This is a genomic window from Streptomyces sp. TOM-9 (genome assembly GCF_056858595.1).
Genome location: NZ_JBXEQB010000001.1, coordinates 2,140,119 through 2,164,876, shown reverse-complemented (window position 1 = coordinate 2,164,876; position 24,758 = coordinate 2,140,119). Strand labels below are relative to the sequence as shown.

27 protein-coding genes are annotated in these 24,758 nt (G+C 74.8%); 19 read left to right on the top strand and 8 right to left on the bottom strand.

The features are described from left to right. Positions 1–2 precede the first annotated feature (2 nt). Positions 3–545 carry a PadR family transcriptional regulator gene (locus tag AC1VWI_RS10175; protein ID WP_499510640.1) on the top strand — a complete coding sequence of 181 codons (543 nt, stop codon included), beginning with the start codon at positions 3–5 and terminating at the stop codon, positions 543–545. Positions 546–558: 13 nt separating this feature from the next. On the opposite strand, the gene kstD is transcribed toward AC1VWI_RS10175, so the two are convergent. Together kstD and AC1VWI_RS10165 are read right to left on the bottom strand one after the other, a co-directional pair. Continuing rightward, positions 559–2,355: a 3-oxosteroid 1-dehydrogenase gene (gene kstD, locus AC1VWI_RS10170; RefSeq protein WP_499510639.1), complete on the bottom strand. Its 1,797-nt coding sequence runs from the start codon at positions 2,353–2,355 to the stop codon at positions 559–561. Positions 2,356–2,460: 105 nt separating this feature from the next. Then, positions 2,461–3,552, bottom strand: a complete 1,092-nt coding sequence (locus AC1VWI_RS10165) for a PP2C family protein-serine/threonine phosphatase (protein WP_499510638.1) — start codon at positions 3,550–3,552, stop codon at positions 2,461–2,463. A gap of 149 nt (positions 3,553–3,701) precedes the next feature. Between AC1VWI_RS10165 and rpmG the strand changes: the two genes are divergently transcribed. Then, positions 3,702–3,866, top strand: coding sequence for a 50S ribosomal protein L33 (gene rpmG / locus AC1VWI_RS10160; protein WP_499510637.1), 165 nt, complete (start codon positions 3,702–3,704; stop codon positions 3,864–3,866). A 50-nt stretch (positions 3,867–3,916) separates the two neighbouring features. Beyond that, positions 3,917–4,174, top strand: a complete 258-nt coding sequence (locus AC1VWI_RS10155; protein ID WP_499510636.1) for a type B 50S ribosomal protein L31 — start codon at positions 3,917–3,919, stop codon at positions 4,172–4,174. 25 nt (positions 4,175–4,199) lie between these two features. Here AC1VWI_RS10155 and AC1VWI_RS10150 read toward each other — a convergent pair whose 3' ends face one another. The 4 genes from AC1VWI_RS10150 to AC1VWI_RS10135 form a co-directional block, all read right to left on the bottom strand. After that, on the bottom strand, positions 4,200–4,598 hold the full coding sequence (locus AC1VWI_RS10150) for a PTS sugar transporter subunit IIA domain-containing protein (RefSeq protein ID WP_499510635.1): 399 nt from the start codon (positions 4,596–4,598) through the stop codon (positions 4,200–4,202). Continuing rightward, a complete protein-coding gene (dhaL, locus tag AC1VWI_RS10145) occupies positions 4,595–5,266 on the bottom strand; it encodes a dihydroxyacetone kinase subunit DhaL (protein WP_499510634.1) in 672 nt (223 codons plus the stop codon). The genes AC1VWI_RS10150 and dhaL overlap by 4 nt, the downstream gene beginning before the upstream one ends. Positions 5,267–5,290: 24 nt before the next feature. After that, a complete protein-coding gene (dhaK, locus tag AC1VWI_RS10140) occupies positions 5,291–6,283 on the bottom strand; it encodes a dihydroxyacetone kinase subunit DhaK (RefSeq protein ID WP_499510633.1) in 993 nt (330 codons plus the stop codon). A gap of 280 nt (positions 6,284–6,563) precedes the next feature. Continuing rightward, positions 6,564–7,274: a GntR family transcriptional regulator gene (locus AC1VWI_RS10135; protein WP_499510632.1), complete on the bottom strand. Its 711-nt coding sequence runs from the start codon at positions 7,272–7,274 to the stop codon at positions 6,564–6,566. Positions 7,275–7,485: 211 nt separating this feature from the next. Here AC1VWI_RS10135 and AC1VWI_RS10130 point away from each other — a divergent pair, with 211 nt between their 5' ends. The 5 genes from AC1VWI_RS10130 (at position 7,486) to AC1VWI_RS10110 (ending at position 11,524) form a co-directional block, all read left to right on the top strand. Then, entirely contained in the window at positions 7,486–8,250 is a 765-nt protein-coding gene (locus tag AC1VWI_RS10130) for a LamB/YcsF family protein (protein WP_499510631.1), read from the top strand. Further along, positions 8,247–8,876: a 5-oxoprolinase subunit B family protein gene (locus AC1VWI_RS10125; RefSeq protein ID WP_499510630.1), complete on the top strand. Its 630-nt coding sequence runs from the start codon at positions 8,247–8,249 to the stop codon at positions 8,874–8,876. Before AC1VWI_RS10130 ends, AC1VWI_RS10125 begins: the two co-directional genes overlap by 4 nt. Further along, complete coding sequence (locus AC1VWI_RS10120) at positions 8,873–9,736, top strand: 5-oxoprolinase subunit C family protein (RefSeq protein WP_499510629.1); 864 nt, start codon at positions 8,873–8,875, stop codon at positions 9,734–9,736. The genes AC1VWI_RS10125 and AC1VWI_RS10120 overlap by 4 nt, the downstream gene beginning before the upstream one ends. 89 nt (positions 9,737–9,825) lie before the next feature. Beyond that, positions 9,826–11,016, top strand: coding sequence for an acyl-CoA dehydrogenase family protein (locus tag AC1VWI_RS10115; RefSeq protein WP_499510628.1), 1,191 nt, complete (start codon positions 9,826–9,828; stop codon positions 11,014–11,016). Positions 11,017–11,125: 109 nt separating this feature from the next. Next, complete coding sequence (locus tag AC1VWI_RS10110; RefSeq protein ID WP_499510627.1) at positions 11,126–11,524, top strand: VOC family protein; 399 nt, start codon at positions 11,126–11,128, stop codon at positions 11,522–11,524. Positions 11,525–11,529: 5 nt separating this feature from the next. Here AC1VWI_RS10110 and AC1VWI_RS10105 read toward each other — a convergent pair whose 3' ends face one another. Then, complete coding sequence (locus tag AC1VWI_RS10105) at positions 11,530–12,021, bottom strand: nucleotidyltransferase domain-containing protein (RefSeq protein WP_499516761.1); 492 nt, start codon at positions 12,019–12,021, stop codon at positions 11,530–11,532. A 223-nt stretch (positions 12,022–12,244) separates the two neighbouring features. On the opposite strand from AC1VWI_RS10105, the gene AC1VWI_RS10100 reads away from it, so the two are divergent. The 6 genes from AC1VWI_RS10100 to AC1VWI_RS10075 all read left to right on the top strand — a co-directional run bounded on the left by AC1VWI_RS10100 (position 12,245) and on the right by AC1VWI_RS10075 (position 17,215). Beyond that, positions 12,245–12,733: a fluoride efflux transporter FluC gene (locus tag AC1VWI_RS10100; protein WP_499510626.1), complete on the top strand. Its 489-nt coding sequence runs from the start codon at positions 12,245–12,247 to the stop codon at positions 12,731–12,733. After that, on the top strand, positions 12,730–13,077 hold the full coding sequence (locus tag AC1VWI_RS10095) for a DUF190 domain-containing protein (RefSeq protein WP_499510625.1): 348 nt from the start codon (positions 12,730–12,732) through the stop codon (positions 13,075–13,077). The genes AC1VWI_RS10100 and AC1VWI_RS10095 overlap by 4 nt, the downstream gene beginning before the upstream one ends. Continuing rightward, positions 13,074–13,448 carry a fluoride efflux transporter CrcB gene (crcB, locus tag AC1VWI_RS10090; protein WP_499510624.1) on the top strand — a complete coding sequence of 125 codons (375 nt, stop codon included), beginning with the start codon at positions 13,074–13,076 and terminating at the stop codon, positions 13,446–13,448. The genes AC1VWI_RS10095 and crcB overlap by 4 nt, the downstream gene beginning before the upstream one ends. A 178-nt stretch (positions 13,449–13,626) precedes the next feature. Then, the gene (locus AC1VWI_RS10085; protein ID WP_499510623.1) at positions 13,627–14,082 is read left to right on the top strand and encodes an SPW repeat domain-containing protein; all 456 of its coding nucleotides are present in this window, start codon (positions 13,627–13,629) and stop codon (positions 14,080–14,082) included. A 141-nt stretch (positions 14,083–14,223) separates the two neighbouring features. After that, positions 14,224–15,090: an oxygenase MpaB family protein gene (locus AC1VWI_RS10080; protein ID WP_499510622.1), complete on the top strand. Its 867-nt coding sequence runs from the start codon at positions 14,224–14,226 to the stop codon at positions 15,088–15,090. A gap of 76 nt (positions 15,091–15,166) precedes the next feature. Continuing rightward, complete coding sequence (locus AC1VWI_RS10075; protein WP_499510621.1) at positions 15,167–17,215, top strand: serine/threonine-protein kinase; 2,049 nt, start codon at positions 15,167–15,169, stop codon at positions 17,213–17,215. Positions 17,216–18,427: 1,212 nt separating this feature from the next. On the opposite strand, the gene AC1VWI_RS10070 is transcribed toward AC1VWI_RS10075, so the two are convergent. Beyond that, positions 18,428–19,324 (bottom strand): LysR family transcriptional regulator, encoded by an 897-nt coding sequence (locus tag AC1VWI_RS10070; protein WP_499510620.1) that lies wholly within the window; start codon positions 19,322–19,324, stop codon positions 18,428–18,430. Between the two features lie 183 nt (positions 19,325–19,507). Between AC1VWI_RS10070 and AC1VWI_RS10065 the strand changes: the two genes are divergently transcribed. From AC1VWI_RS10065 to AC1VWI_RS10045, 5 genes are all read left to right on the top strand, one after another. Further along, positions 19,508–20,416 carry an SDR family oxidoreductase gene (locus AC1VWI_RS10065; protein ID WP_499510619.1) on the top strand — a complete coding sequence of 303 codons (909 nt, stop codon included), beginning with the start codon at positions 19,508–19,510 and terminating at the stop codon, positions 20,414–20,416. Between the two features lie 33 nt (positions 20,417–20,449). Continuing rightward, positions 20,450–21,079: a hypothetical protein gene (locus AC1VWI_RS10060; RefSeq protein WP_499510618.1), complete on the top strand. Its 630-nt coding sequence runs from the start codon at positions 20,450–20,452 to the stop codon at positions 21,077–21,079. A gap of 54 nt (positions 21,080–21,133) precedes the next feature. Further along, positions 21,134–22,237, top strand: coding sequence for an NAD(P)H-dependent flavin oxidoreductase (locus AC1VWI_RS10055; protein WP_499510617.1), 1,104 nt, complete (start codon positions 21,134–21,136; stop codon positions 22,235–22,237). A gap of 13 nt (positions 22,238–22,250) precedes the next feature. Further along, positions 22,251–23,819 (top strand): acyl-CoA synthetase, encoded by a 1,569-nt coding sequence (locus AC1VWI_RS10050; protein WP_499510616.1) that lies wholly within the window; start codon positions 22,251–22,253, stop codon positions 23,817–23,819. Between the two features lie 100 nt (positions 23,820–23,919). Next, the gene (locus tag AC1VWI_RS10045; protein ID WP_499510615.1) at positions 23,920–24,741 is read left to right on the top strand and encodes a universal stress protein; all 822 of its coding nucleotides are present in this window, start codon (positions 23,920–23,922) and stop codon (positions 24,739–24,741) included. Positions 24,742–24,758 lie beyond the last annotated feature (17 nt).

The window sequence follows — 24,758 nt, the reverse complement described above, 5'->3', positions numbered from 1 at the left end:
GCATGTCGCTGCCGCACGCCATCCTCACCGCCCTGCTGGAGAAGCCGTCCTCGGGCCTTGAGCTGGCACGCCGCTTCGACCGCTCGATCCGCTACTTCTGGTCCGCGACGCACCAGCAGATCTACCGCGAACTGGGCCGGCTGGAGGAGGCGGGCCTGATCCGGGCCCTGCCCGCGGCGCAGCCCGCCCGCGGCCAGCGCAAGGAGTACGAGGTGCTGCCCGCGGGCCGCGCCGAACTCACCGCCTGGGTGGCGGCGACCGAGGACCCCAAGCCCATCCGCGACCCGCTGCTGCTGCGGCTGCGCGCCGCGGCGGTGGTCGGGACCGACGGGCTCGCGGCCGAGTTGCGGCGCCATCTCGAACTGCACGAGCGGCAGTTGGCGGAGTACGCCGAGATCGAGCGGCGCGACTTCCCGCCGGGGCGCGGCGCCGACGAGGACCGGCTGCGGCACCTGGTGCTGCGTGCGGGCATCGACCTGGAGACCTTCTGGTCGCGGTGGCTCGGCGAGGCGGTCGCCGAGGTCGAGCGGATGGGGCGGCCCTGATCCGCCGCCGCGTTCAGTGGTCGGCGATGTCGTTGGCCGCGACGTAGCCGAAGGTCATCGCGGGGCCGATGGTCGAGCCCGCCCCGGCGTAACTGTGCCCCATGACGGCCGCGCTGGCGTTGCCCGCGGCGTACAGGCCCGCGATCGCCGTTCCGTCGGGGCGCAGCACACGGGCGCGGGCGTCGGTGCGCATGCCGCCCTTGGTGCCGAGGTCCCCGGGGACGATCTTGAAGGCGTTGTAGGGCGGCAGCCAGAGCGGGGCCAGGCAGGAGTTCGGCAGCACCGCGGGGTCGGTGTAGTAGTGGTCATAGGCGCTGTCCCCCCGGTGGAAGTCGGGGTCGCGGCCGGTGAGCGCCTGCCCGTTGAAGCGTCCTACGGTGGCGCGCAGGGCCGCCGGCGGCACCCCGATCTCCCCGGCGAGCGCGCTCAGGGTCCAGGCCTTGCGGACGGCGCCGGAGGCGTACCAGTCGTCGGGGAAGGGCAGTGCCGGGGCGACGTCCTTGAAGAGGTAGCGGTTGCGGTGGTTCTGGTCGGTGATCAGCCATGCCGGTATGTCGGGGGCGGCGGCGTTCCGGTCGTACATCACGTGGACCACGTCGCTGTAGGGCGCGGCCTCGTTCACGAAGCGCTCGCCCGCCTGGTTGACGATCAGCCCGCCGGGGAGCGTGCGTTCGGCGAGGCAGAAGTAGGGCTGGCCGGGCAGCGGGACGGCCGGGCCCCACCACGCGTCCTCCATCAGGTCCAGGGCGGCCCCGGCGCGCTCCCCGGCGCGGATGCCGTCGCCGGTGTTCTCCTTCGCGCCGACCGTCCACCCGGTGCCGATGGGCTGCCGCTGGTACCGCGCGCGCATGGCCGCGTCGTGCTCGAAGCCGCCGGAGCCGACCACCACACCGCGCCGCGCCCTGATCAGGGCGGGGGCGCCGCCGTCGGGGGCCACGACCACCCCGGTGACCGCGCCGCCCACGACGTCCAGGTCGACCAGCGGGGTGTTCAGCCGTACGGGCACTCCCGCCCGCAGCAGTCCGGCGCGGAGCCCGGCGGCCAGTGCCTGGCCCATGGTGAGCGGCTTCTGCCCCTTGAGGGCGGCCTCGGTGCCCCGCGCCAGGCACGCGACGGAGACGGCCAGGCCCTTGGCGCTGACCGCGGCCAGGTTGAGCCACTTGTAGTCGGAACTGAAGACGACCAGTCCGTCGGGGACCGGTACGTACGGGGGGTTGAGGCGGTCCAGTTCCGGGCCGAGCACGTTCCCGTCCAGCTGGTCGGGTTCGATGGAGCGGCCGTTCGGCATCCCGCCCGGCAGCTGCGGGTAGTAGTCGCTGTACCCCTCCATCCAGCGGAAACGCAGGGGGCTGTGGGCCATGACGAAGGCGATCATGGCCGGCCCGTGGGTCAGGAACGCCCGCTGCCGCTCCACCGGTACGTCGCCGCCGACGACCGCCGCGAGGTAGGCCGCCGCCTTCTCCGGGGTGTCCGGCACCCCGGCGGCCAGGAGCACCGGGTTGCACGGGATCCAGATCCCGGCCCCCGAGCGGGCCGCGGAACCGCCGAAGGTGGCGGCCTTCTCCACCACGACGCAGCTCAGCCCGCGCGCCGCGGCCGTCAGCGCCGCCGTCATCCCGGCGGCGCCCGATCCCACGACCACGACGTCGTACTCGCCGGCCACCGGAAGGCCGGCACCCCGCGCGGGTGCCGCCGCGGTGAGCCCGGCGGCGAACAGCAGCCCCGCGCCGGTGCCCGTGGCCGCGCCGCGCAGCACCTGGCGGCGGGAGGGCCGCTCCGTACGGTCGTCGGCCAAGGCGGACTCGGGCATGGCGGGCCTCCGGCACTGGTATCTGACATTGCGTCAGAAATGTGCGGCCGGTGCCCGGGGAAGTCAAGACGCACGCGTCCGTCACCGTGTTCGCCACCGCGTCCGTCACCGTGTGCGGCGCACGGCCAGCAGTGCCGCGTCGTCGCCGAGGCCGCCACCGCTCCAGGAGCGCAGATCGGCCAGCACCCGGTCGAGCAGGTCGTCCGGGTCCTGCTCGGGCATCTTCCGCACGCGATCGGCGAGCGGGTAGAAGCGGCCCTGCGGGTCGCGGGCCTCGACCACGCCATCGGTGAAGAACAGCAGCAGGTCGCCGCGGTGGAAGGGGACCGTCTGCGGCTGGTAGCGGTCGCCGGTCAGGGCGAGGAGCCCGAGCGGCGGCGCCGGGGGCTCCGGCGTCAGCTCGGTCACCGTGCCGGCGCGCCGCAGCAGCGGCGCGGGATGGCCGCAGTTGACGAGCACGGCGGCGTCGCCGTCCTCCGGGACGGTCAGCAGCACGGCGGTGACGAAGTCCTCGCTGCCGCCGCTGCGGGAGAGCGCGCCGTCCAGCCGGGCGGCCACCGTGTCCAGACCCGGTTCGGAGCGGGCGGCCTCACGGAAGACGCCGAGGACGTCGGCGGCGGTCTCCACGGCGGTCAGTCCCTTGCCGCGCACGTCGCCGAGCAGCACCCGCACCCCGTGGTCGGTCGGCACCACCTCGTACAGGTCCCCGCCGATACGGGCCTCCGCCTCCGCCGCCACGTACCGCACCGCGACGCGCAGCCGGCCGATCCGGGGCGGCGCGGGACGCAGCAGGGCGCTCTGCGCCGCCTCGGCGACCCCGCGGACCCGGGCCAGCTCCCGTTCCCGCCCGGTGATCAGGACGACGGCGCCGGTGCTGGTGAAGGTCACCGCGAGCACGGTGATCGCGGAGGCCACGTGGACCAGCGCCGGGACCCCGTGGTTCGCCGCCGCGAGCACGAAGACCAGGCCGATCGCGAGCGCCCCGGCCGCCAGCGGCCCACGGGCGCGGCGGGAGTGCGCACCGGCGAGCACCGGAAGGGCCGCCAGTACCGGGGCCAGGGTGGTCTGCGGGCCGCTGGTCAGGTCCAGGACCACGCACGCGGCGATCAGCAGGTAGGCCGTGGCCAGGAAGCAGAGCGCCCCGCGGGACAGTGCGAGCGGGGCTGCCGCGGTGTGCTGGTGCGGGCCTCGGGCCATCGGTGCCGGCCCTCCTGTCGCCGTGCGGGACCCCCTGTCTCCATCTTCGCCGCACCGGGCGGGGAACGGCGGGAATGGACGCGACGGCCCCCGTGTTGAGGGGAACGTCCGAAGAAAATGAAAACCATTATGGAAGAAGAGGGCACCGCATGGCACGCAGCGAGCAGCGCCCGGTGGTCACGCTCCGGTCGACCGCCGGCACCGGCACGACCTACGTGACCCGCAAGAACCGGCGCAACGACCCGGACCGCATGGTCCTGAGCAAGTACGACCCGGCCGTCGGCCGTCACGTGCCGTTCCGCGAGGAGCGCTGACACCGGCGAGGCCGGCCGTCCCCCGTCCCTTCCCCAGACTGGAGCACACCGTGCAGCACACGATCCACCCCGTCTACCGTCCGGTCGTCTTCCGCGACCGCGCCGCGGACCACGCCTTCCTCACCCGCTCCACGATGACCAGCGAGAAGACCGTCGTCTGGGAGGACGGGAACACCTACCCGGTGGTCGACGTGGAGATCTCCTCCGCGAGCCACCCGTTCTACACCGGCAACGCCCGCGTCCTGGACACCGCCGGACGCGTCGAGCGGTTCGAGCGCCGGTACGGGGCCGGCGCCCGCCGGAGCTGACGACGGCCGACGGCCGCGGCGCCGCTCAGGTCTTGCGGAACGTGTAGGCGTCCTGGGCCGCCGCTGCCACGGCGTCCAGGTCGGCGCCCGCCGACGCGGTGACCACCGCGGCCACCGCGCCCTCGGCGAACGGCGCGTCGACCAGCCGGGTGCCGGGCGGCAGCTCGTCATCGTCGGCGAGCAGCGTCTTCACCGTCAGGACCGCGCTCCCCAGGTCGGCGAGGACGGCGACGCCGTCGCCCTGGTCGACCGCGTGCGCTGCGGCGGCGATCTTCGCGGCGTCCGTGCCGAGTCCGCCGTCCGGCGCGCCGCCGGCGGCGGCCACCGGCACCCGGGCCCCGCCGCCGCTGAGGCCGGTCGCCATGCGGGCGACCGACTCGGCGACCTCGGCGCTGTGCGACACCAGCACCACTGCGACCGTCATGACGCACCGCCCCGCGCGGTGCCGGCCAGGGCGCCCAGCAAGAGGGCCGAGGAGGTCGCCCCGGGATCCTGGTGCCCGATGCTGCGCTCCCCGAGGTAGCTCGCCCGCCCCTTGCGGGCCTGCAGCGGCACGGTCGCCAGCGCGCCCTCGTCCGCGGCGATCGCGGCCGCCGACAGCGCCTCCGTGAGCCCCGCACCCTTGTCGAGGGCGAACGACAGCGCCTCCACGGCCGGCGCCAGCGCGTCCAGCATCGTCTTGTCCCCCTGCGCCGCGCCGCCCAGTTGCGCCACGCCGTCGACCCCTTCCCGCAGCGCCTGTGCGAACTCCTCCGGCGCCACCTGGTGGGCGTCGCCCAGGGCCTTGCCCGCCTTGCGCAGCAGCGTCCCGTACAACGGCCCCGAGGCGCCGCCGACCGTACTGATCAGCTGCCGCCCGACCAGCACCAGCACGCCGCCCGGGGTGTCCGGCGGCTCCTTCTCCACCGCGGTGCGCGCCGCGATGAAACCGCGCCGCATGTTCGCGCCGTGGTCGGCGTCGCCGATGGGGGAGTCCAGCTCCGTCAGCCGGTCCGCCTCGCGCTCGATCACCGAGGCCGCGGCGGTGAGCCAACGGCGGAGGAAAGCCGTGTCGATCACCTGGCCCGCTCCGGTGGACGATGCCTCGCTCATCTCTCCCGCTCTCCTTCTGCTCGCTCAGGCGCCCCAGCGCAGACCCGGCGTGCTCACCGGCGCGTCCCACAGGCGCAGCAGCTCCTCGTCCACCTGGCACAGCGACACCGACGCGCCCGCCATGTCCAGCGACGTCACGTAGTTGCCGACCAGTGTGCGGGCCACCGTCACGCCGCGCGCCCCGAGCACACGGTGCACCTCGGCGTTGAACCCGTACAGCTCCAGCAGCGGCGTCCCGCCCATGCCGTTCACCAGCAGCAGCACCGGACCGGTCGGGCGGAAGTCGTCCAGGACGGCGTCGACGGCGAACTCGGCGATCTCGCCCGAGGTCATCATCGCCCGCCGCTCCCGTCCCGGCTCGCCGTGGATGCCGATGCCCAGCTCCAGTTCGCCCGCCGGGAGGTCGAAGGTGGGCGCGCCCTTGGCGGGCGTGCTGACCGCGGTCAGCGCCACGCCGAAGCTCCGCGAGAGCTCGTTGACGCGCCGCGCGACCGCCTCGACGCGCTCCAGCGGCGCCCCCTCCTCGGCCAGCGCGCCCGCGATCTTCTCCACGAAGAGCGTGGCGCCGGTGCCGCGCCGTCCCGCCGTGTAGAGGCTGTCGGTCACCGCGACGTCGTCGTTGACCAGGACCTTGGCGACCACGATCCCCTCGTCCTCGGCCAGCTCGGCGGCCATGTCGAAGTTCAGCACGTCACCGGTGTAGTTCTTCACGATGAACAGCACCCCGGCCCCGCTGTCCACCGCCGCGGCGGCCCGCACCATCTGGTCCGGGACGGGGGAGGTGAACACCTCGCCCGGGCAGGCCGCGTCGAGCATCCCGAGTCCCACGAACCCGCCGTGCAGCGGTTCGTGCCCCGACCCGCCACCGGAGACCAGCCCGACCTTGCCCGCGACCGGCGCGTCCCGGCGCACGACCAACCGGTTCTCCACGTCCACGATCAGCTCGGGATGCGCGGCCGCGAACCCCCGCAGCGCGTCGGCCACGACGGTCTCCGGGACATTGATCAGCATCTTCATCGAACGGCTCCGTCCAAAGGCTGGGTCTGGCGGTGCTGCGCTGTGACATCAGCCTACGGATCAGCTGCGCGCCGTGGGCAGTCCTGATGACGCACGAGTCTCGTGTGCACCGTGCACGAGGCCTTGGGCCGCGTCGTCACATGCCCTCCCCCAGCCTTCGGCCCGGGGGAGTTGTCCAATCGTCCGAGTAGCCCACTACGAGGACGACTCTCCGCCTTGCGACGCACCGCATCTGGGGGCACCTCCCAGCGGTAGCTGGGGGCTCATGTGACGGCACGGCCTAGCCGCGCCCGTCCCCGCCCCCGGCGGGTCCGGAGTACCGGCGGACGAGCTGCGCCTCGGCGTCGTCGAGGTAGGACGCCAGCAGCAGTTCCGCCTTCGCGGGGTCGGCCGCCTCCAGGGCGGAGAGGATCTCCCGGTTGCCGCCCAGGTAGGGCGCGTGGAACTCGCGCGGGTCGTCCATCGCGTGGAAGGCCAGGCGCAGTTCGGCGAGCACGCCCGTCATGAGCCCGGTCAGCCGGGCGCTGCCCGCGAGGTCGACCAGCGCCTGGTGGAAGTGGATGTCGGCCGTGCCGAGCAGGCCCCACCGCTCCCCGTCCGCGGCCCGCTCGCCCTCCGCCACGGCGTCCGCCGCCCCGGTCAGGTCGTACGGCGGGGCCACGAGGCCGCGGATCACGGAGCACTCGACCAGGCGCCGCACCCGGTAGATGTCGACGACGTCCCGCACGGTCAGCACCCGGACGAAGACCCCGCGGTTGAGCTCGTGCACCAGCAGTCTCTCGTGCGTCAGCAGCCGGAAGGCCTCGCGGAGGGTGTTGCGGGAGACGCCCAGCGCCCCGGCGACGACGTCCTCGGCGAGCTTGGCGCCCGGTGGCAGGTGGCCCTCGGAGATCCGGGTGCGCAGCACGGCGGCGACGCGGTCGGCGGTGCTGGAGCGCGCCAGCAGCGCGCGGTCGCCCACGAGGACCGCCGGATCCACCTCGGCTGCCATCGTCCCCGCCCCTCTCCGCTCCGCCGCGGGCCCACGGCGCGGGCCCAGTCAATCCGAGAGCGGGGGACAAGACAACAGGACTCTTGTGGGATTGTTCAACAAGAATCTACGGTGATCGAGCGCCGGGTACCCGTTCGCCACCGGGCCGCCGGACACCGCAGCTCGCGTCGCCCGACCGGACGCGACCCTTCCCGAGGAGCGCGCCGTACCGATGACAGACCTCGTGATCGACCTCAACGCGGACCTGGGGGAGGGTTACGGGCGGTGGGTCCTCACCGACGACGACGCCCTGCTCTCCGTCGTGACCAGCGCCAACGTCGCCTGCGGCTTCCACGCCGGGGACCCCGGCATCATGCGCCGGGTGTGCGACACCGCGGCCGTGCGCGGGGTGCGCATCGGCGCCCAGGTCTCCTACCGCGACCTGGCGGGGTTCGGCCGGCGGGCGATGGAGGTGCCCGCCGACGAACTGGCCGACGAGATCACCTACCAGATCGGCGCGCTGGAGGTCTTCGCCCGCGCCGCCGGGGCCCAGGTGGCGTACGTGAAACCGCACGGGGCCCTCTACAACAAGGTCGTCGTCGACGACGAGCAGGCCGCCGCCGTCGCCGCGGGCACCCGGCGTGCCGACCCGGCCCTGCCGGTGCTCTGCCTGCCCGGCTCGGCCATGGAGCGCGCGGCCCGGCAGGCCGGGCTGGACGTGGTGGGGGAGGCCTTCGCCGACCGCGCCTACACCGCCGCCGGCACACTCGTCCCGCGCGGCACCTCGGGAGCGCTCCTCGCCGACCCCCACGAGGTCACCCGGCAGGCGGTCGCCCTCGCCCGCGACGGCGTCACCACCGCCCTGACCGGCGAGCGGGTGACCGTACGGGCGCGGTCGCTGTGCCTGCACGGCGACTCCCCGGACGCGGTGGCCACGGCCCTGCGGGTGCGGGCCGCGCTCGAGGACGCGGGCGTGCGGCTGGAGGCGTTCGCGTGAGGGTCCTTGACGTCGGGGAGGACGCGCTCCTGATCGACCTCGCCACCGCCGAGGAGGCGCAGTCCTGGCACGCCGAGCTCCTGCGCCGCCGCGGCGAGGGCAGCCTCGGGCCGGTGCGCGAGATCGTCCCCGGCGAGCGGACCGTGCTGCTGTACGGGGTGCCGGACACCGCCGCGCTCCGCGCCGAGCTGCGCGGCTGGTCCGTCACGGCCCGGGCCGCCGGGAGCGGACCGCTCGTGGAGATCCCCGTGCGCTACGACGGGCCCGACCTGTCGGTCGTGGCCGAGCGGTGGGGTGTCGCGGAGGAGGACGTGGCCGACCTGCACAGCGGTGCCGAACACCGCGTCGCCTTCTGCGGGTTCGCCCCGGGCTTCGCCTACATGACCGGCCTCGGCGCACGGTACGGCGTACCGCGCCGGGCCGAGCCGCGCACCTCCGTGCCCGCCGGCTCGGTGGCCGTCGCGGGCCCCTACACCGGTATCTACCCGAGGAGTTCGCCGGGCGGCTGGCAGCTGATCGGCACCACCTCCGTGCGCCTGTGGTACCTGGAACGCGAACCGGCCGCGCTGCTCGCGCCCGGCACCCGGGTGCGCTTCGTCCCCGTGCCCGCCGGGGCCGGCGCATGAGCGGGGGCGAGCTGCGGGTCGTCAGGGCCGGCGCGCTGACCACCGTCCAGGACCTCGGACGGTACGGCCACGCGGCCCTCGGCGTCGCCCGCTCCGGGGCCCTGGACCGGCCGGCGCACCGGCTGGCCAACCGCCTGGTGGGCAACGCCGACGGCGCCGCGACCCTGGAGACCACGCTGACCGGGGTGACCGTGCGAGTCACCCGCCCTGCCGTCGTCGCGGTCACCGGAGCCCCGGCCCCGGTCCTGCTCGACGGCCGTCCCGCCCCCTGGGGCACCCCCGTGCGGCTGCCGGCCGGGGCGGTGCTCGAGGTCGGGCCCGCCACGCGGGGCGTGCGCAGCTACCTCGCGGTCGGGGGCGGTGTGGCCGTGCCCGCGGTGCTCGGCAGCCGCTCCACCGACCTGCTGTCCGGGCTCGGCCCCGCTCCGCTCGGGGACGGTGACGTCCTGCCGCTGGGCCCGGGGTCCGGGCTGCCCGTCCACGCCGACCTGGCCCCGCACGCCGGTCCGCCGCGGGAGCTTGTGCTGCCGCTGCGGCTCGGGCCGCGCGACGACTGGTTCACGGCCGCGGCCGTGCGGACCCTCGCGGCCGGCCGCTTCCGGGTGTCGGACCGCAGCAACCGCATCGGGCTGCGCACCACGGGGCCGGTGCTGGAGCGCGCCGTCCACCGGGAGCTGCCCAGCGAGGGCATGGTCGTCGGCGCCGTCCAAGTGCCGCCCGACGGCAGGCCGGTGGTCTTCCTCGCCGACTCGCCCACCACCGGCGGCTACCCGGTCGTCGGCGTCGTCCCCGAGCACGGCCTGGCCGCGGCCGCGCAGGCCGTCCCGGGGCTGCCGGTGCGCTTCGTGCCCCGACGCTGAGGCCGGTCACGGCCCTTCCGGATTTCTGCAACGCGTTCTACTCTTGCGCCGTCGTCGCTCAGGGACGCGACCGGACCTCTGGAGGGGCCGTGCACCTGGACCACACCCCGGAGCAGCAGCGGCTGCGCGCCGAACTCAGGTCGTACTTCGCCGGACTGGTGCCCGACAACGCCTACGCCCGTCACTTCGACCGGGCCGCGGCCAAGCGCTTCTACCGCGACACCATCCGCCGGCTCGGCGGCGACGGCTGGCTCGGCGTCGGCTGGCCCGAGGAGTACGGCGGCCGCGGCATGACCCCCATGGAGCAGTTCATCTTCTTCGACGAGGCGGCCCAGGCGGGCGTCCCGCTGCCGCTGATGGCGCTCAACACCGTCGGCCCCACGATCATGCAGTTCGGCACCGAGGAGCAGAAGGCCCATTTCCTGCCGCGCATCCTCTCCGGCGAGATCGACTTCGCCATCGGCTACTCCGAACCGGACGCCGGCACCGACCTGGCCGCGCTGCGCACCCGCGCCGTGCGGGACGGCGACGGGGCCACCGGCCACTACACGGTCAACGGCCAGAAGATCTGGACCACCAACGGCGACACCGCCGACTGGGTCTGGCTCGCCGTGCGCACCGACCCCGGCGCCCCGCCCCACAAGGGCATCTCGATCCTCCTGGTGCCGACCACGGATCCCGGCTACTCCTGCACGATCATCAACACCCTCGCCTCCCACGACACCACCGCCAGCTACTACGAGGACGTCCGCGTCCCCGTGGCTCGCCGCGTCGGCGAGGAGAACCAGGGCTGGCGGCTGATCACCACCCAGCTCAACCACGAGCGCGTCACCCTCGCCGCCCACGGCACGATGGCGATCCGCGCCTTCCACGACGTACGCCGCTGGGCCGCCGACACCAAACTGGCCGACGGCCGCCGCGTCATCGACCTCGCCTGGGTCCGCGGCCGCCTCGCCCGCACCCACGCCCGCCTGGACGCCATGAAGCTGCTCAACTGGCAGATGGTCGACGCCCTCCAGCGCGGCACCCTCACCCCGCACGACGCCTCCGCCGTCAAGGTCTACGGCTCCGAGGCCCGCCGCGACGCGTACGCCTGGCTGATGGAGGTCACCGCCGCCCTCGGCCCCATGAAGGAGGGCTCCGCGGGCGCCCTCCTCCACGGCGAGCTGGAACGCGGCTACCGCAGCGCCGTCATCTTCACCTTCGGCGGCGGCAACAACGAGATCCAGCGCGAGATCATCTCCTGGATCGGGCTGGGCATGCCGCGCGTACGGAGGTGAGGCGGCCCGGCCGCGGCCCGGCCGCCGCCGGTCCTACGTCCACCGGCACAGGCACGACGGGACCTCCGCTCGATGCCCGGCCGCCCTGCGCGGCCCTAACGTGCGGTGCATGGAGATCCCCGAGCAGTACAAGTACGCCGTCATCCCGCACGCGTTGGTCGACGGGGCCGCCGAGGCGATCACGTTCTACGCCGCCGCGTTCGGAGCGACGGAGTCCTTCCGGCTCGAAGGCGACGACGGGCGGATCGTGCACGCCGAGATCAGGATCCACCGCTCCACCCCCATGCTCGGCGACGCCGAGGCCCCGGCGTCGCCCCCGTCCGCCGCGGCCGGGCCGTCCGTCGTCCTGCACGTCTACGTGCCGGACGTGGACGCCCTCACCGACCGGGCCGTGGCCGCCGGAGCCGAACTGCTCGCGGCCCCGGCCGACATGCCCTACGGCGCACGCCAGTCGATGCTCCGGGACCCCTTCGGCCACGTCTGGATCCTCCTGACGCCGCTGTCCTGATGCCCTCAGAAGTGGGTGGCGATGCCGAAGGCCTCGCGGAGCCGCAGCATGTCGTGGCGGTCACGGTCGGTCGGCTCGTACCCCTGGTGGAAGTACACCTGCTGCTCGGCCGACAGGCACGGGACGACGGTCCGGTCGACCTCGCCGGTGACGAAGCACGCGGCCGGGTAGACGAAGGGCCGCCCCGGCTCCGGCGACGCCTGCCGCGCGCTCCCGTCGGCGGCGAAGGACAGGGGGTGCAGGTCGATCTCACGACCCCTGCCGTCGGTGACGACGAAGCGCACCGGCCGCCGGTCGAGGGTCTGGGTGAAGCCGGCCGCGGCCAGCGCCGCGACGACGGTGTCCTCCTGCTCGTGACGGTGCATGAGGTCCAGGTCCCGGTGGTCGCGGGTCTGCCTGCGCAGCAGGGCGTCGACGCCCCAGCCGCCGCCCACCCAGACCTCCGCGCCGGCCCTCCGCAGCAGGTGCAGGATCTCCACCACGTCCGGCCCGGTCATCATCGCCGCATCCCCCCTCGCCCGGTGCGAAGCCCCAGGGTGCCACCCCGGAACGGATCACGGGGCCGGGCACTGCGGAGTATGCTGGAGTCGGCGGTGGTCCCTGGTGACCGCCGCGCGGCGGTGGGGCCCGCCGTACCCGAACCGCGGTGAGGATGCCGCCAACGGTCCCTACTTGTGACGGAACGCGCCCGCAGCAGGGCGCCTCACGAGTAGGAGACGCATGACCTCACCAGCCCCCTTCTCCCCGATGACCGAGCCCGTGTCCCCCGACGTCGAGCCGCAGCCGCCCCTGCCGCGATCCGCGCGGATACGGGAACAGGCGCCGGTCGTCGGCGTGGTCGCGGTCGGCGGAGCACTGGGAGCGTGCGCGCGCTACGGCGCGGGCCTGCTGTGGCCCGGTGCGCCGGGCGCCTTCCCGTGGACCACCTTCGGTGTCAACGCGCTCGGCTGCGCCGTGATCGGCGTGTTCATGGTGGTCATCACCGAGAAGTGGTCCGTGCACCGGCTCGTGCGCCCGTTCCTCGGCACCGGCGTGCTCGGGGGCTTCACCACCTTCTCCACGTACGCCGTCGACATCCACGGCCTGGTGGAGGGCGGTCACGCCGGCGCCGGGCTGGCCTACCTCGCCGCCACGCCGCTGGTCGCCCTGGCCGCGGTGTGGGGCGCCGCGCACACGGCCCGTCGCCTGATCGTTCGGAGGCAGACATGACACGGCTGCACGGCACCGCGATGCGGTTGACGATCCTGATCGGCGACAACGACACCTGGCACCACAAGCCGCTGTGCTCCGAGATCACCCGCCGCGCCCACGACGCCGGCCTGGCCGGCGCCAGCGTCTTCCACGGGGTGGAGGGCTTCGGCGCCTCCTCGCTGATCCACACCAGCAGGCTGCTCTCGCTGAGCGACAACCTGCCGGTGGCCGTCGTCATCGTCGACCACGAGGAGCGCGTCCGCGCGTTCCTGCCGCAGCTCGACGAGCTGGTCACCGAAGGGCTGGTCACCCTCGACGAGGTCGAGGTCATCCGCTACGTGGGACGGGGGAACCACGGGTGAACTGGGTGCTCGTCATCGCCGGGGCCGTGGTCGGGGCACCGCTGCGGTACCTCACGGACCGCGCCGTCCAGGCCCGGCACGACACCGTGTTCCCGTGGGGCACGTTCACGGTCAACGTCGTCGGCTGCCTCGTCCTGGGGCTGGTGGCCGGCGCGGTCACCTACGGGGCGGCCTCCCATTCGGTCCAGCTCCTGATCGGCACGGGTTTCTGCGGGGCGCTGACCACCTACTCGACCTTCTCGTACGAGACCCTGCGGCTGGCGGAGACCGGGGCGCGGTTCTTCGCCGTCGCGAACGTCGTCGCCAGCGTGGTCGCCGGGATCGGCGCGGCCTTCACCGGGGCCGCCGTGGCCCAGGCGATCTGGGCCTGAACCGCGCCCGGCACCGCGAGGCCGCAGAACAGGACGTTCCCGGCGACCCACCTAAAATGAGAGGAGTCCACACTCCGGCCCGTCGCCCGGAGCGGACGCGGGTGTGTTCCCCGCCGACAGGCGCCGGGAGGCGTGCGCCAAGTGCCGGGCGACGTTGCTCCCACCGCGGGAGGGCACCATGTCCCTGGCTCAGCGTTCCGCCACCCGGATCCAGACTTCGGGCCACGCCCAGACCCCACCGGCCGACATACGCGACTCGCTGTTCACCGCACCCCTGCTGCTGATCGGCGGGTGGCTGTTCGCCGCCGGATGGGCGCTGGCGTATCCCGACACGCCCATCGGCAACAACGTGCGGATCGTCGACCTGGTCTTCTCGACCATCATCCTGCTCAACGCGATCGCACGCGCGGCCCGGACGCGGGGGCCCGGCAGTGACGTCATCACCATCGTGTGCGGTGCCTGCCTGGTCGCCTCGCCCTTCGTCTTCGGCTACTTCGACGACCCTGGGGCCGGTCTCGCGCCCCTCAACCAGATCGTCACGGGCGTGGGCCTGATCGTCCTGGGCGCGGTGAGCCTGGCCCTGATCGAGCGACGGCGCTCCCACCCGCCGGGTGACGCCGCGCCCGCCCGCTGACACGCCACCGAGGGAGGGCCGCGCGGGGCAGACCCGGCGCCCCGCGCGGCCCTATGCTCGGCGCTGCGGGCACCAGGCCGGAGGCCGCCGCCCCGGTCGCGGGTGGGGCCGGCCGTGGTCGCACGGCGACAGGAGGCTGCGATGCGCGATGCCGACCCCGGGCTCTTCGGGCCCGCATCGGTCACCTGGCAGATGCACGGCGACCCCATGATGTGGATCGCCGGCGTACGGGCGCTGTACCTGCAGGCGCTGCACCCGCGCGCGGTGCGCGGCGTCACGCAGAACTCGGACTTCCGCCGGGACGCGTGGGGCCGTCTGCTGCGCACCGCGGACTTCGTCGGCACGATCACCTACGGGACCACGCTGCAGGCCGAGCGGGCCGGGGCCAAGGTGCGCGGCATCCACCGCCGGCTGTCCGCGACGGACCCGGACAGTGGCGAGCGCTTCCCCGTCGACGATCCAGGACTGCTGCTGTGGGTGCACTGCGCCGAGATCGACTCCTACCTGGAGGTCGCGCGGCGCTCCGGCTTCCCCCTGTCCGACGCGCAGGCCGACGCCTACGTCGCCGAACAGCGCGAGGCCGCTCGGCTGGTGGGCCTGGACCCGGCGGAGGTCCCCGGCGACACCGAGTCGCTCGCCGCCTACTGCGAGAAGGTGCGGCCGGAGCTCGCCGCGACCCCCGAGGCCCTGGAGGTCTTCGCCTTCCTGCAGGGGCCGCCCGTGCCCTGGGCGCTGCTGCCCCTGCGGTTCGCCGTGTGGGGCCGGGCCGCCGCACTGGCCTACGCCGCGCTGCCGCCCTTCGCCCACGAGCTGTACGGGCGGCCCGCCCCGGCCGTCCCGGTCACCGGGCGGCGGCTGCGCGGCACGGGATTGCTGCTGCGCACGGTCCCCTCCTACGTGCGCTGGCAACTGCCCCCCGGGCACATCCTCAAGGCGGTCGGGCGCCTCGGCCCCGGCACGCACCCGTCCACCCACCGGCTGCGCGAACAGGCGCGTTCCCTGGGGTAACGGCGGGTCCCCAAGCGTGCCCCCCGCGGCCATACTGGGTGCGGGGAGAGGCGGACGACCGGGGGCGGCGCACACCATGACGGCAGGTCGGTACGACGGGGGAACACTGCTGCGCGACCGCTACCGGCTGCGGGAGCGGATCGGGCGCGGCGGTATGGGCGAGGTCTGGAAGGCGCTGGACGAGTCGCTGGGCCGGGAGGTCGCGGTCAAGTGCCTCAAACCGACGAGCCCTTCACTGGACCCCTCCGTGCACCGGGTGCTGCGGGAGCGCTTCCGCCGCGAGGCACGGGTCGCGGCGGCGCTCCAGCACCGCGGCGTCACCGTCGTCCACGACTTCGGCGAGAGCGAGGGCGTGCTCTTCCTCGTCATGGAGCTGCTCGAGGGCCGCAACCTGCGGCAGTTGCTCGGTGACAACGAGGGCCGTCCGCTGCCCCTCCCCGACGTCACCGACATCGCCGCGCAGATCGCGGCGGCCCTGGCGTACACCCACGCCCGGGGCATCGTGCACCGCGACCTGAAGCCGGCGAACGTCATGCGGCTCGCCGACGGCGACGTGAAGATCTGCGACTTCGGCATCGCCCGCCTCGGCCACGACATCGGCTTCACCTCGCGGCTGACCGGCACCGGGGTCGCCATGGGCACCCCGCACTACATGTCGCCGGAGCAGATCGGCGGCGAGGACGGGATCGACCACCGCAGCGACCTCTACTCGCTCGGCTGCGTCCTCTACGAGATCGCCACCGGCGCCCCGCCCTTCGACCTCGACGACACCTGGGCCGTCCTCGTCGGCCACCGCGACACCCCGCCCCGGCCGCCGCGCGAGCACCGGCCCGACCTGCCCGGGGAACTGGAGCAGCTCGTCCTCGACCTGCTCGCCAAGAACCCGGAGGACCGCCCGCAGAGCGCCGCCGACGTGGCCGGCCGGCTCAAGACGCTCCGGGACGGCGGGCAGGGCGGGCAGGGCGGGCACGGCCGCCCCTGCGCCGAGCCAGGGCTGCCCTCCTGGGCGCGCCGTCTGGAACTGCGGTCGGGGGCGCCCGGCATGCACGGCACCGCGGCCCTGGCGAGCCGGCACACCGCGGCCGTCGGACTCGCCCGGCTGGGCCGCTGGTCCGAGGCCGAACGGTCGCACCGCGCCGTCGCCGAGGAGCGCGAGCGGCTGCTCGGCGCCACCCATCCCGACACGCTCACCAGCCGCTACGAGCTCGCCCTGTGCCTCAGCCGCGGCGGCCGCCACGCCGAGGCGCTGCGCGCGTACGAGGAGGTGGCCGCTGCCCGGGCGCAGGCCCTGGGCGCGGATCACCCCGCCGCGCTCGCCGCCCGCCAGGAGGCCGCCTACGCCCTCGGACGGCTCGGCCGCCACGAGGAGGCCCGCCAGGGGTACACCACGGTGCTCGCCGCCCGCGAACGGCGGCAGGGCACCGACCATCCCGACACCCTGCACTGCCGGCACAACCTCGCCGTCACGCTCGGGCTGCTCGGCCGCACGCAGGAGGCGTATGCGTTGGCGGCGCAGGTCGCGGACACCCGCACCCGCGTGCTGGGCCCCGCCCACGCCGACACGCTCACCACCCGCTGCGAGGTCGGCCATCTGCTCGGGCTCCTCGACCGCTGGCCGGAGGCCCGCGCCACCTACGCCCACGTCGCCGCGATCCGGGCGGGACTGCTGGGGGCCGACCACCCCGACACCCTGGCCACCCGCCACGAACTGGGCATATGCCTGGGGCGGATGGGCCTGGGCGCCGAGGCCCACGAGGTCTACACCGACCTCGTCGCCCTCCGTACCCGCGTGTCGGGCCCCGCCCACCCCGACACCCTCCGCGCCCGGCACGGCCTCGGGGTCAACCTCGGCCGCCTCGGCCGCTGGAGCGACGCCCTCGCCGAGGCCCGCGACGTCGCGGCGGTCCGCACCCGCATGCTCGGCGCGGACCACCCCGACACGCTCGTCAGCCGCCGCGAGATCGCCGTCGCCCTGGGCTGGCTGGGGGACTGGCGCGAGGCCCTGGCCCTCCACGAGGCCGTGGCGCAGGCCCGCGAACGGACCCTCGGCCCGGAGCACCCCGACACGGTGGCCAGCCACGAGGACCGGGCCCGCTGCCGCGAACAGCTGGGGCTGCCCGGCTGACCGTACGACCGGTTGACCCGTGCGACTCCGGGGACGCAGGGCCCACCGGCCGACCTTCCGGCGCGCCGGGTACCGGGTCGCGGCTGTCCGGGCGGGCGCTCCGGGTTCGGAGGCAGCCGATGGGAAGCCGCCGTGGCGGAGCTCGCCGGGCCTGTCGAGGGCGGCTTCGGCGGTGGTTGCTGTTCCGCCTCTGTGGAAGCGGCGTGTCGAGCAGTCGGTCGCGGCGTCCGGCTGCGGGTCCGGAGTCGCGGAGGAGGGGCCGGCCGGGCCTGCGTCCGGCGAGCCTGCGTCGGTCGTGTTCGCGGCGCCGTGGCCTTGGCGCGCCGGGTACCGGGTCGCGGCTGTCCGGGCGGGCGCTCCGGGTTCAGGGGCGGCCGGTGGGAAGTCGGCGCGGCGGACGTCGTGGCGGAGCTCGCCGGGCCTGTCGAGGGCGGCTTCGGCGGTGGTTGCTGTTCCGCCTCTGTGGAAGCGGCGTGTCGAGCAGTCGGTCGCGGCGTCCGGCTGCGGGTCCGGAGTCGCGGAGGAGGGGCCGGCCGGGCCTGCGTCCGGCGAGCCTGCGTCGGCCGTGTTCGCGGCGCCGTGGCCTTGGCGCGCCGAGTACCCGGTTGCGGCGGTCGGCCGCGGGTTCCGGGTTCAGGGGCGGCCGGTGGGAAGCCGGCGCGGCGGACGCCGTGGCGGAGCTCGCCGGGCTTGTCGAGGGCGGCTTCGGCGGTGGTTGCTGTTCCGCCTCTGTGGAAGCGGCGTGTCGAGCAGTCGGTCGCGGCGTCCGGCTGCGGGTCCGGAGTCGCGGAGGAGGGGCCGGCCGGGCCTGCCTCCGGCGAGCCTGCGTCGGCGGCGTTCGCGGCGCCGTGGCCTTGGCGCGCCGAGTACCCGGTTGCGGCGGTCGGCCGCGGGTTCCGGGTTCAGGGGCGGCCCGTGGGAAGCCGGCGCGGCGGACGCCGTGGCGGAGTCCGCGGTGGCGGCCGCACCGCCGCCGTGGAGGCGGCTGTGTGGCATCGGGTTTCCCGAGCGGTGGGCCGCCGGTTCGTCCGCGCTGGTCGGGGTTGCGAGCGCGCTTGGGACGAGGCTGCGGCGGTGAGCACCGCGGCGGAGTTCGTCCCGGCCGCCGCGGCTTCGGCGGTGGCCGCCGCACCACTTCGGCGGAAGTGCCCGCGGGACCGCAGGGGGCTGCGCTCTTGGCGTGCCCGGGTGTCCGCGCGCGGGGTTCCGGGTTCAGGGGCGGCCGGTCAGGCGGGACTGCGCCGCCTTGCGGAAGGCCGCCACGAGGCGGTTGCCGTCGCCGGCGCGGGTCGCCAGGACGACGTGGCTCGGCTCGACGCCTTCGAGGGGGATCGCGGTGAGGTCGGGGCGCAGGCCGCCGCGGACGCCCGCCGAGATGGTCACGGCCTGCCCGGCGGCGACCACCTCGAACTTGTCCTCGACGGCGTCGATGAGGGGACCGTCCGGCGCGGGGCTGCCGTCGGGCCGGGGGTCGATGCGCCAGAACGCGCTCCACGACGGGTCGGACTGCCGTACCCGGGGCAGGGGTTCGCCGGCGATGTCGTCGAGCGTGACGGACTCCTTGCCCGCCAGGCGGTGGTCCAGCGGCACCACCAGCACCCGGGGTTCGTCGTACAGCACCGTCACGTGCAGCCCGCCGGTGGGGAACGGCAGCCGGGTGACCAGCGCGTCCACCCGGTGGTCCAGCAGTGCCGCGCTCGCCTCGTTCCAGGGCACGTGCTGGGTGCGTACGTCGGCGTCGGGATGCCGGTGGCGCAGCTCCCGCACCGCGGGGGTGACGATGAGGCCCGCGGTGTAGCCCACGGTGATCCGGCTGGGCCGGGCGGCGGCGCGGGTCTCGGCCGCGGCACTCGCGGCGGAGCGCAGCAGCGCCCTGGCGCGGGGCAGGAAGACCTCCCCGGCCTCGGTGAGGACGGTGCCCCGCGGGGTGCGGTCCAGCAGGCGCGCGCCCAGTTGCTGCTCGAGGCGGCGGACCTGCCGGCTCAGGGACGGCTGGGTGACGTGGAGCGCCTCGGCGGCCCGGCCGAAGTGCCGGTGCTCGGCGACGGCCGTGAAGTAGCGCACGAGCCGCAGGTCGAGGTCCGGCGGCGCGGAGGAGGACTCGGACATGACGCCCAGCCTAGTCCGCCCCGACCCTTTCCACCTGGGGTGATGCCCGGAACGCATTGCGCCGTGCAGAACGGGCCTTGGACCGCGGGTGTTCCCGGCCCGCACGATGGAGACCGCCCCCGACCGCGCCGCCGGCACCGCGCGAGGGGGCGGCACCACACCACCTCATCGAAGGATCGCAGCATGCGTGTATTCGTCACCGGCGCCACCGGACACATCGGGACCGCCGTCGTCGCCGAACTCCTCGCGGCCGGGCACGAGGTCGTCGGCCTCGCCCGCTCGGACCGTTCCGCCGCCGCCCTGACGGCCGCGGGGGCCGGGGTCCACCGCGGCAGCCTGGAGGAGCTCGACGGCCTGCGCCGCGGCGCCGCGGAGGCCGACGGCGTCATCCACCTGGCCTTCGGCCACGACTTCTCCGACTACGCGGGCGCGGTCGCCACCGACCTGCGGGCCGTCGAGGCGATGGGGGACGCGCTCGGGGGCTCCGGACGCCCCTTCGTGATCACCTCCGGCACGCTGATGCTCGCCTCCGCCGTCGCGGGCAGCCCCGGGACGGAGGACGAGGCGGCGGCCCCGGCATCTCCCCGTGGTGAGGCGGAGAACGCGGCGGTGGCGCTCGCCGCGCGCGGGGTCCGGTCGTCGGTCGTGCGCCTCGCCCCGTCCGTGCACGGCCCGTCCGACCGGCACGGCTTCGTCCCGCGGCTGATCGGCATGGCGCGCGACAAGGGCGTCTCGGCGTACGTGGAGGACGGCGCCACCCGCTGGCCCGCCGTCCACACCCTGGACGCGGCGCGCCTGTTCCGCCTCGCACTGGAAGCGGCGCCGGCGGGCTCGCGGCTGCACGGGGTCGGCGACGAGGGCATCCCGTTCCGGGAGATCGCCGAGGCGATCGGCCGCGGCTTGGACGTCCCGGTGAAGAGCGTGCCGCGCGAGGCGGCGCAGGAGCACCTCGGCTTCCTGTCCGGCTTCGCGACGCTCGACAACCCGACGTCGAACGCGCGCACCAGGGAGCTCCTGGGCTGGCGCCCGGAGCACCCCGCGCTGCTCCAGGACCTGGCGGAGGGCCACTACTTCGGCCGGTCCGAGGCCTGACCCGCAGCGGCGGGCGGCAGGTAGCCTGCGGCCATGACCGGGAAGTCGTACGACGCTTCGCGCATCACCGTCCCGGACTTCGACGCGGGGGTGCGGGCCCGGCCGGGGATGTACTTCCGGTACGGGCAGGGCGATCCGCGACTGCCGACCGCCGTGCTGTCCGCCGTCGCCGGGCACGTCCTGCACCCGGCGACGGCGGTCGCCCCGTCGCATTCCCTGAACGGCCTCGTCGAGATCACCGGTGACCTCTCCTTCACCGTGACCCTCGACGAGCTGCACTCCTGGGAAGGGCAGGAGGGGCCCGCCCCCGGGTACTTCGGCTCGCTGCTCGGCCCCGAGTGGCTCCTGCCGGCCGCCGCCGCGGCGCTGACCACGCGCACGGTGGTGGAGACGTGGTGCGGCGGCCGAGGCTTCCGCCAGGAGCTGGCGGGGCTGCGGCCCGTTTCGGCGCCGCTGGAGCAGGCGGTGCCCACCGGGTGCGGGAGCCGGTGGGAATTCGCCCTGGACGAGGGGTACTTCGGGCCGGGCGCCGCCCTCACCCGGGAGCCCGGACGGCTCGATCCGTGCGAGCCCGCCTGTGCGGGGCCCGCGGGGCCCGGCAGGGTGGTCGTCCGGGACCTCCGCGACGGCGGATGGGGAGAGGCGTGCTTCCCTAAAATCTGACGCTGCATCAGAAAATCTCTTCCCCCGGCCGGTCCGCTCGGGCATCCTGCCCCCATGGAGACGGAGCTGAGCAAGAGGCTGGGCATCGAGCACGCCATCTTCGGCTTCACGCCGTTCCCCGCCGTCGCGGCCGCGATCAGCAGGGCCGGGGGCATGGGAGTCCTCGGGGCGGTGCGCTACACCGCGCCCGACGAACTGGCCCGCGGCCTGGAGTGGATGGAGGCGCACACCGACGGCCGGCCGTACGGGCTGGACGTCGTCATGCCGGCCAAGAAGGTCGAGGGCGTCACCGAGGCGGACGTCGAGGCGATGATCCCGCAGGGGCACCGCCAGTACGTACGCGAGGTGCTGGCCAAGCACGGCGTGCCCGAGCTGGAGCCGGGCGACCCCACCGGCTGGCGCATCACGGGCTGGATGGAACAGGTGGCCCGCTCGCAGCTCGACGTCGCCTTCGACTTCCCGATCGGCCTGCTCGCCAACGCGCTGGGCTCCCCGCCCGCGGACGTCGTACGGCGCGCCCACGACCGGGGCGTCCCCGTCGCCGCCCTCGCCGGCAGCGCCCGGCACGCCCGCCACCACCAGGAGGCGGGCATCGACATCGTCGTCGCGCAGGGCTACGAGGCCGGCGGCCACACCGGTGAGATCGCCGGCATGGTGCTGGTGCCCGAGGTCGTCCGTGCCGTGGACCCGCTGCCCGTGCTCGCCGCCGGGGGCATCGGCACCGGTGAGCAGGTCGCCGCGGGACTGGCGCTGGGCGCCCAGGGCGTGTGGCTGGGCTCGGTGTGGCTGACCACCACGGAGGCCGAACTCCCCTCCTCCGCCCTGGTCCGCAAGCTCCTCGCGGCCGGCTCGGGGGACACCGTCCGCTCGCGCGCCCTGACCGGCAAACCGGCCCGCCAGTTGCGCACCGAGTGGACCGACGCCTGGGACGGCCCGGCCGGGCCCGGAGCGCTGCCGATGCCCCTGCAGGGCCTGCTGGTCGCCGATGCGATCACCCGGATCCAGAAGTACGAGGTGGAGCCGCTGCTGGGCACGCCGGTCGGCCAGATCGTGGGCCAGATGCGCGAAGTGCGCAGCGTCCAGGCGGTCTTCGACGATCTGACCCGCGGCTTCGAGCGGGCCGTCGACCGCATCAACCGCATCGCCGGACGCACCTGAGGAGGCGGCACCCATGACACCGACCACGGCGAACGCCCCCAACGGGTTCTGGGCCCAGGCCGCCGCCGACCCGGAACGGGTCGTGCTCACCTCTCCCGACGGCGACCGGTGGAGCGCCCGGCGGCTGCACGAGGAGTCCAACCGCCTCGTCCACGGGCTGCGCGCCGCAGGCTTGCGGACCGGCGACGCCTTCGCGGTCGTGCTGCCGAACGGCGCCGAGTTCTTCACGGCGTACCTCGCCGCCTTCCAGGCCGGGTTCTACCTCGTCCCGGTCAACCACCACCTGGTGGGGTCCGAGATCGCCTGGATCGTCGCCGACTCCGGCGCGAAGGTGCTCGTCGCCCACGAGCGCTTCGGCGACCAGGCACGCGCCGCCGCCGACGAGGCGGGACTGCCCGGGCCACGCCGGTACGCCGTCGGCGCCACGGGCATCGACGGCTTCCGCCCGTACGCGGACCTGCAGGCCGGCATGCCCGGCACCCCGCCCGGGGAGCGCACCACAGGCTGGGTCATGAACTACACCTCCGGCACCACCGGCCGCCCACGCGGCATCCGGCGCGCCCTGTCCGGCAGGCCCCCCGAGGAGACCCACCTCGGCGGCTTCCTCGGCATCTTCGGCATCCGCCCCTTCGACGGGAACGTCCACCTCGTCTGTTCGCCGCTGTACCACACGGCGGTGCTGCAGTTCGCGGGCGCCGCGCTGCACATCGGCCACCCGGTCGTCCTGATGGACAAGTGGACGCCCGAGGAGATGCTGCGGCTGATCGACGTCCACCGCTGTACGCACACCCACATGGTGCCGACGCAGTTCCACCGGCTGCTGGCCCTCCCGGAGGAGGTCAGGAGCCGCCACGACGTCTCCTCGATGCGGCACGCCGTCCACGGCGCCGCGCCCTGCCCCGAGCACATCAAGCGGGCCATGCTGGAGTGGTGGGGGCCGTGCGTCGAGGAGTACTACGCGGCCAGCGAGGGCGGCGGCACCTTCGCCTCCGCCGCCGAGTGGCTGAAGAAGCCCGGCACGGTCGGCAAGGCGTGGCCGATCAGCGAGATCGCCGTCCACGACGACGACGGCAACCGGCTGCCGCCCGGTGAACTCGGCACCGTCTACATCAAGATGAACACCCCCGGCTTCCGCTACCACAAGGACGAGGCCAAGACCCGGGCGAGCCGCATCGGCGACTTCTTCACCGTCGGGGACCTGGGCTACCTGGACGAGGACGGCTACCTCTACCTCCGCGACCGCAAGATCGACATGATCATCTCCGGTGGTGTCAACGTCTACCCCGCCGAGATCGAGGCCGCGCTCCTCAGCCACCCCGCGGTCGCCGACGCGGCCGCCTTCGGCATCCCCCACGACGACTGGGGCGAGCAGGTCAAGGCCGTCGTCGAACCCGCCCCCGGCCACGCGCCCGGGCCGGAGCTGGCCGCCTCTGTCCTGGCCCACTGCGAGGAGCGCCTGGCGGGCTACAAGCGCCCCCGTTCGGTGGACTTCGTCGCCGAGATGCCGCGTGACCCCAACGGCAAGCTCTACAAGCGCCGGCTCCGCGACCCGTACTGGGAGGGCCGCGCGCGGCCGCTGTGACCGCGGGGCCGCCCGGCCCCGTACGGCCCGGGCGGCCGTGTCCGCCGGGGCGCCGGGCGGGGCGGCGGCGCCTACTGTGGAGGCGAGGGAGGCACATCCGATGACCCGACCCGTCACCGTGGGCCTGGACGGCTCGCCGGAAAGCCACGCCGCCATGCACTGGGCGGCGGGGGAGGCACTGCGGAGATCGGTGCCGCTGCGCCTGGTGCACGCCGGGGGACACCCGTACGGCGACGCGGTGGTGCGCGACGCCGCACAGGACCTCGCCGAGCGGTATCCGGACCTGCCCGTGACGACCGACGTGGCCGACGGCCCGCCGGCGGAGCTGCTGGTCGCGGAGGCGGGCCGCAGCGAGTTGCTCGCGCTCGGCTCGCAGGGGCTGAGCGGGCTCAGCGGCTTCCTCCTCGGGTCCGTGGGGCAGGCGACGCTGGCCCGCGCTGAAGGTCCCGTCGTGGTCGTCCGCACCGGCCAGGACGAGGGGGACGGGGACGACCGGCGGCCGGTGGTGCTGGGCTTCAGCCTGCGGAAGGGCGCCGACGACGTGATCGCCTTCGCGGTGGAGGACGCGCGGCGGCGCGGGGTGCAGCTGCGGGTGGTCCACGCGTGGTCGTACCCGCCGACGTACGGGTACGTCCCCGCGGCCATGGACCCCACGTGCGGCGCGGAGATCTCGGCGGCGGAGCGGCACGCGGTGCAGGCCGCCCTCGCGCCGTGGCAGGAGAAGGCGCCCGGTGTGGAGATCACGCAGGAGGTCGCCGCGGGCAACGCCGCGCAGCCCCTGGTGGACGCGGCGGCCGGTGCCTCGCTGCTGGTCGTCGGACGGTGCCGGAACCGGCACGGAGGCGCGGGCCCGCACCTGGGCCCCGTGGCGGCCGCGGTGCTGCACCACGCGGCCTGCCCGGTGGCCGTCGTCCCGCACTGACGCCCGCGGGAGCGGAC

Excerpts from the sequence above, each read along its gene's own strand:
- AC1VWI_RS10120 (WP_499510629.1), top strand. The coding sequence starts at position 8,873 with ATGAGCGGGGGCGAGCTGCGGGTCGTCAGGGCCGGCGCGCTGACCACC.
- AC1VWI_RS10045 (WP_499510615.1), top strand. The coding sequence starts at position 23,920 with ATGACCCGACCCGTCACCGTGGGCCTGGACGGCTCGCCGGAAAGCCAC.
- AC1VWI_RS10080 (WP_499510622.1), top strand. The coding sequence starts at position 14,224 with ATGCGCGATGCCGACCCCGGGCTCTTCGGGCCCGCATCGGTCACCTGG.
- dhaK (WP_499510633.1), bottom strand. The coding sequence starts at position 6,283 with ATGAAGATGCTGATCAATGTCCCGGAGACCGTCGTGGCCGACGCGCTG.
- AC1VWI_RS10100 (WP_499510626.1), top strand. The coding sequence starts at position 12,245 with ATGACCTCACCAGCCCCCTTCTCCCCGATGACCGAGCCCGTGTCCCCC.
- AC1VWI_RS10130 (WP_499510631.1), top strand. The coding sequence starts at position 7,486 with ATGACAGACCTCGTGATCGACCTCAACGCGGACCTGGGGGAGGGTTAC.
- dhaL (WP_499510634.1), bottom strand. The coding sequence starts at position 5,266 with ATGAGCGAGGCATCGTCCACCGGAGCGGGCCAGGTGATCGACACGGCT.
- AC1VWI_RS10070 (WP_499510620.1), bottom strand. The coding sequence starts at position 19,324 with ATGTCCGAGTCCTCCTCCGCGCCGCCGGACCTCGACCTGCGGCTCGTG.
- AC1VWI_RS10175 (WP_499510640.1), top strand. The coding sequence starts at position 3 with ATGTCGCTGCCGCACGCCATCCTCACCGCCCTGCTGGAGAAGCCGTCC.
- kstD (WP_499510639.1), bottom strand. The coding sequence starts at position 2,355 with ATGCCCGAGTCCGCCTTGGCCGACGACCGTACGGAGCGGCCCTCCCGC.
- AC1VWI_RS10105 (WP_499516761.1), bottom strand. The coding sequence starts at position 12,021 with ATGACCGGGCCGGACGTGGTGGAGATCCTGCACCTGCTGCGGAGGGCC.
- AC1VWI_RS10060 (WP_499510618.1), top strand. The coding sequence starts at position 20,450 with ATGACCGGGAAGTCGTACGACGCTTCGCGCATCACCGTCCCGGACTTC.
- AC1VWI_RS10065 (WP_499510619.1), top strand. The coding sequence starts at position 19,508 with ATGCGTGTATTCGTCACCGGCGCCACCGGACACATCGGGACCGCCGTC.
- AC1VWI_RS10165 (WP_499510638.1), bottom strand. The coding sequence starts at position 3,552 with ATGGCCCGAGGCCCGCACCAGCACACCGCGGCAGCCCCGCTCGCACTG.
- AC1VWI_RS10085 (WP_499510623.1), top strand. The coding sequence starts at position 13,627 with ATGTCCCTGGCTCAGCGTTCCGCCACCCGGATCCAGACTTCGGGCCAC.
- AC1VWI_RS10075 (WP_499510621.1), top strand. The coding sequence starts at position 15,167 with ATGACGGCAGGTCGGTACGACGGGGGAACACTGCTGCGCGACCGCTAC.
- AC1VWI_RS10095 (WP_499510625.1), top strand. The coding sequence starts at position 12,730 with ATGACACGGCTGCACGGCACCGCGATGCGGTTGACGATCCTGATCGGC.
- AC1VWI_RS10110 (WP_499510627.1), top strand. The coding sequence starts at position 11,126 with ATGGAGATCCCCGAGCAGTACAAGTACGCCGTCATCCCGCACGCGTTG.
- AC1VWI_RS10150 (WP_499510635.1), bottom strand. The coding sequence starts at position 4,598 with ATGACGGTCGCAGTGGTGCTGGTGTCGCACAGCGCCGAGGTCGCCGAG.
- AC1VWI_RS10135 (WP_499510632.1), bottom strand. The coding sequence starts at position 7,274 with ATGGCAGCCGAGGTGGATCCGGCGGTCCTCGTGGGCGACCGCGCGCTG.
- rpmG (WP_499510637.1), top strand. The coding sequence starts at position 3,702 with ATGGCACGCAGCGAGCAGCGCCCGGTGGTCACGCTCCGGTCGACCGCC.
- AC1VWI_RS10055 (WP_499510617.1), top strand. The coding sequence starts at position 21,134 with ATGGAGACGGAGCTGAGCAAGAGGCTGGGCATCGAGCACGCCATCTTC.
- AC1VWI_RS10050 (WP_499510616.1), top strand. The coding sequence starts at position 22,251 with ATGACACCGACCACGGCGAACGCCCCCAACGGGTTCTGGGCCCAGGCC.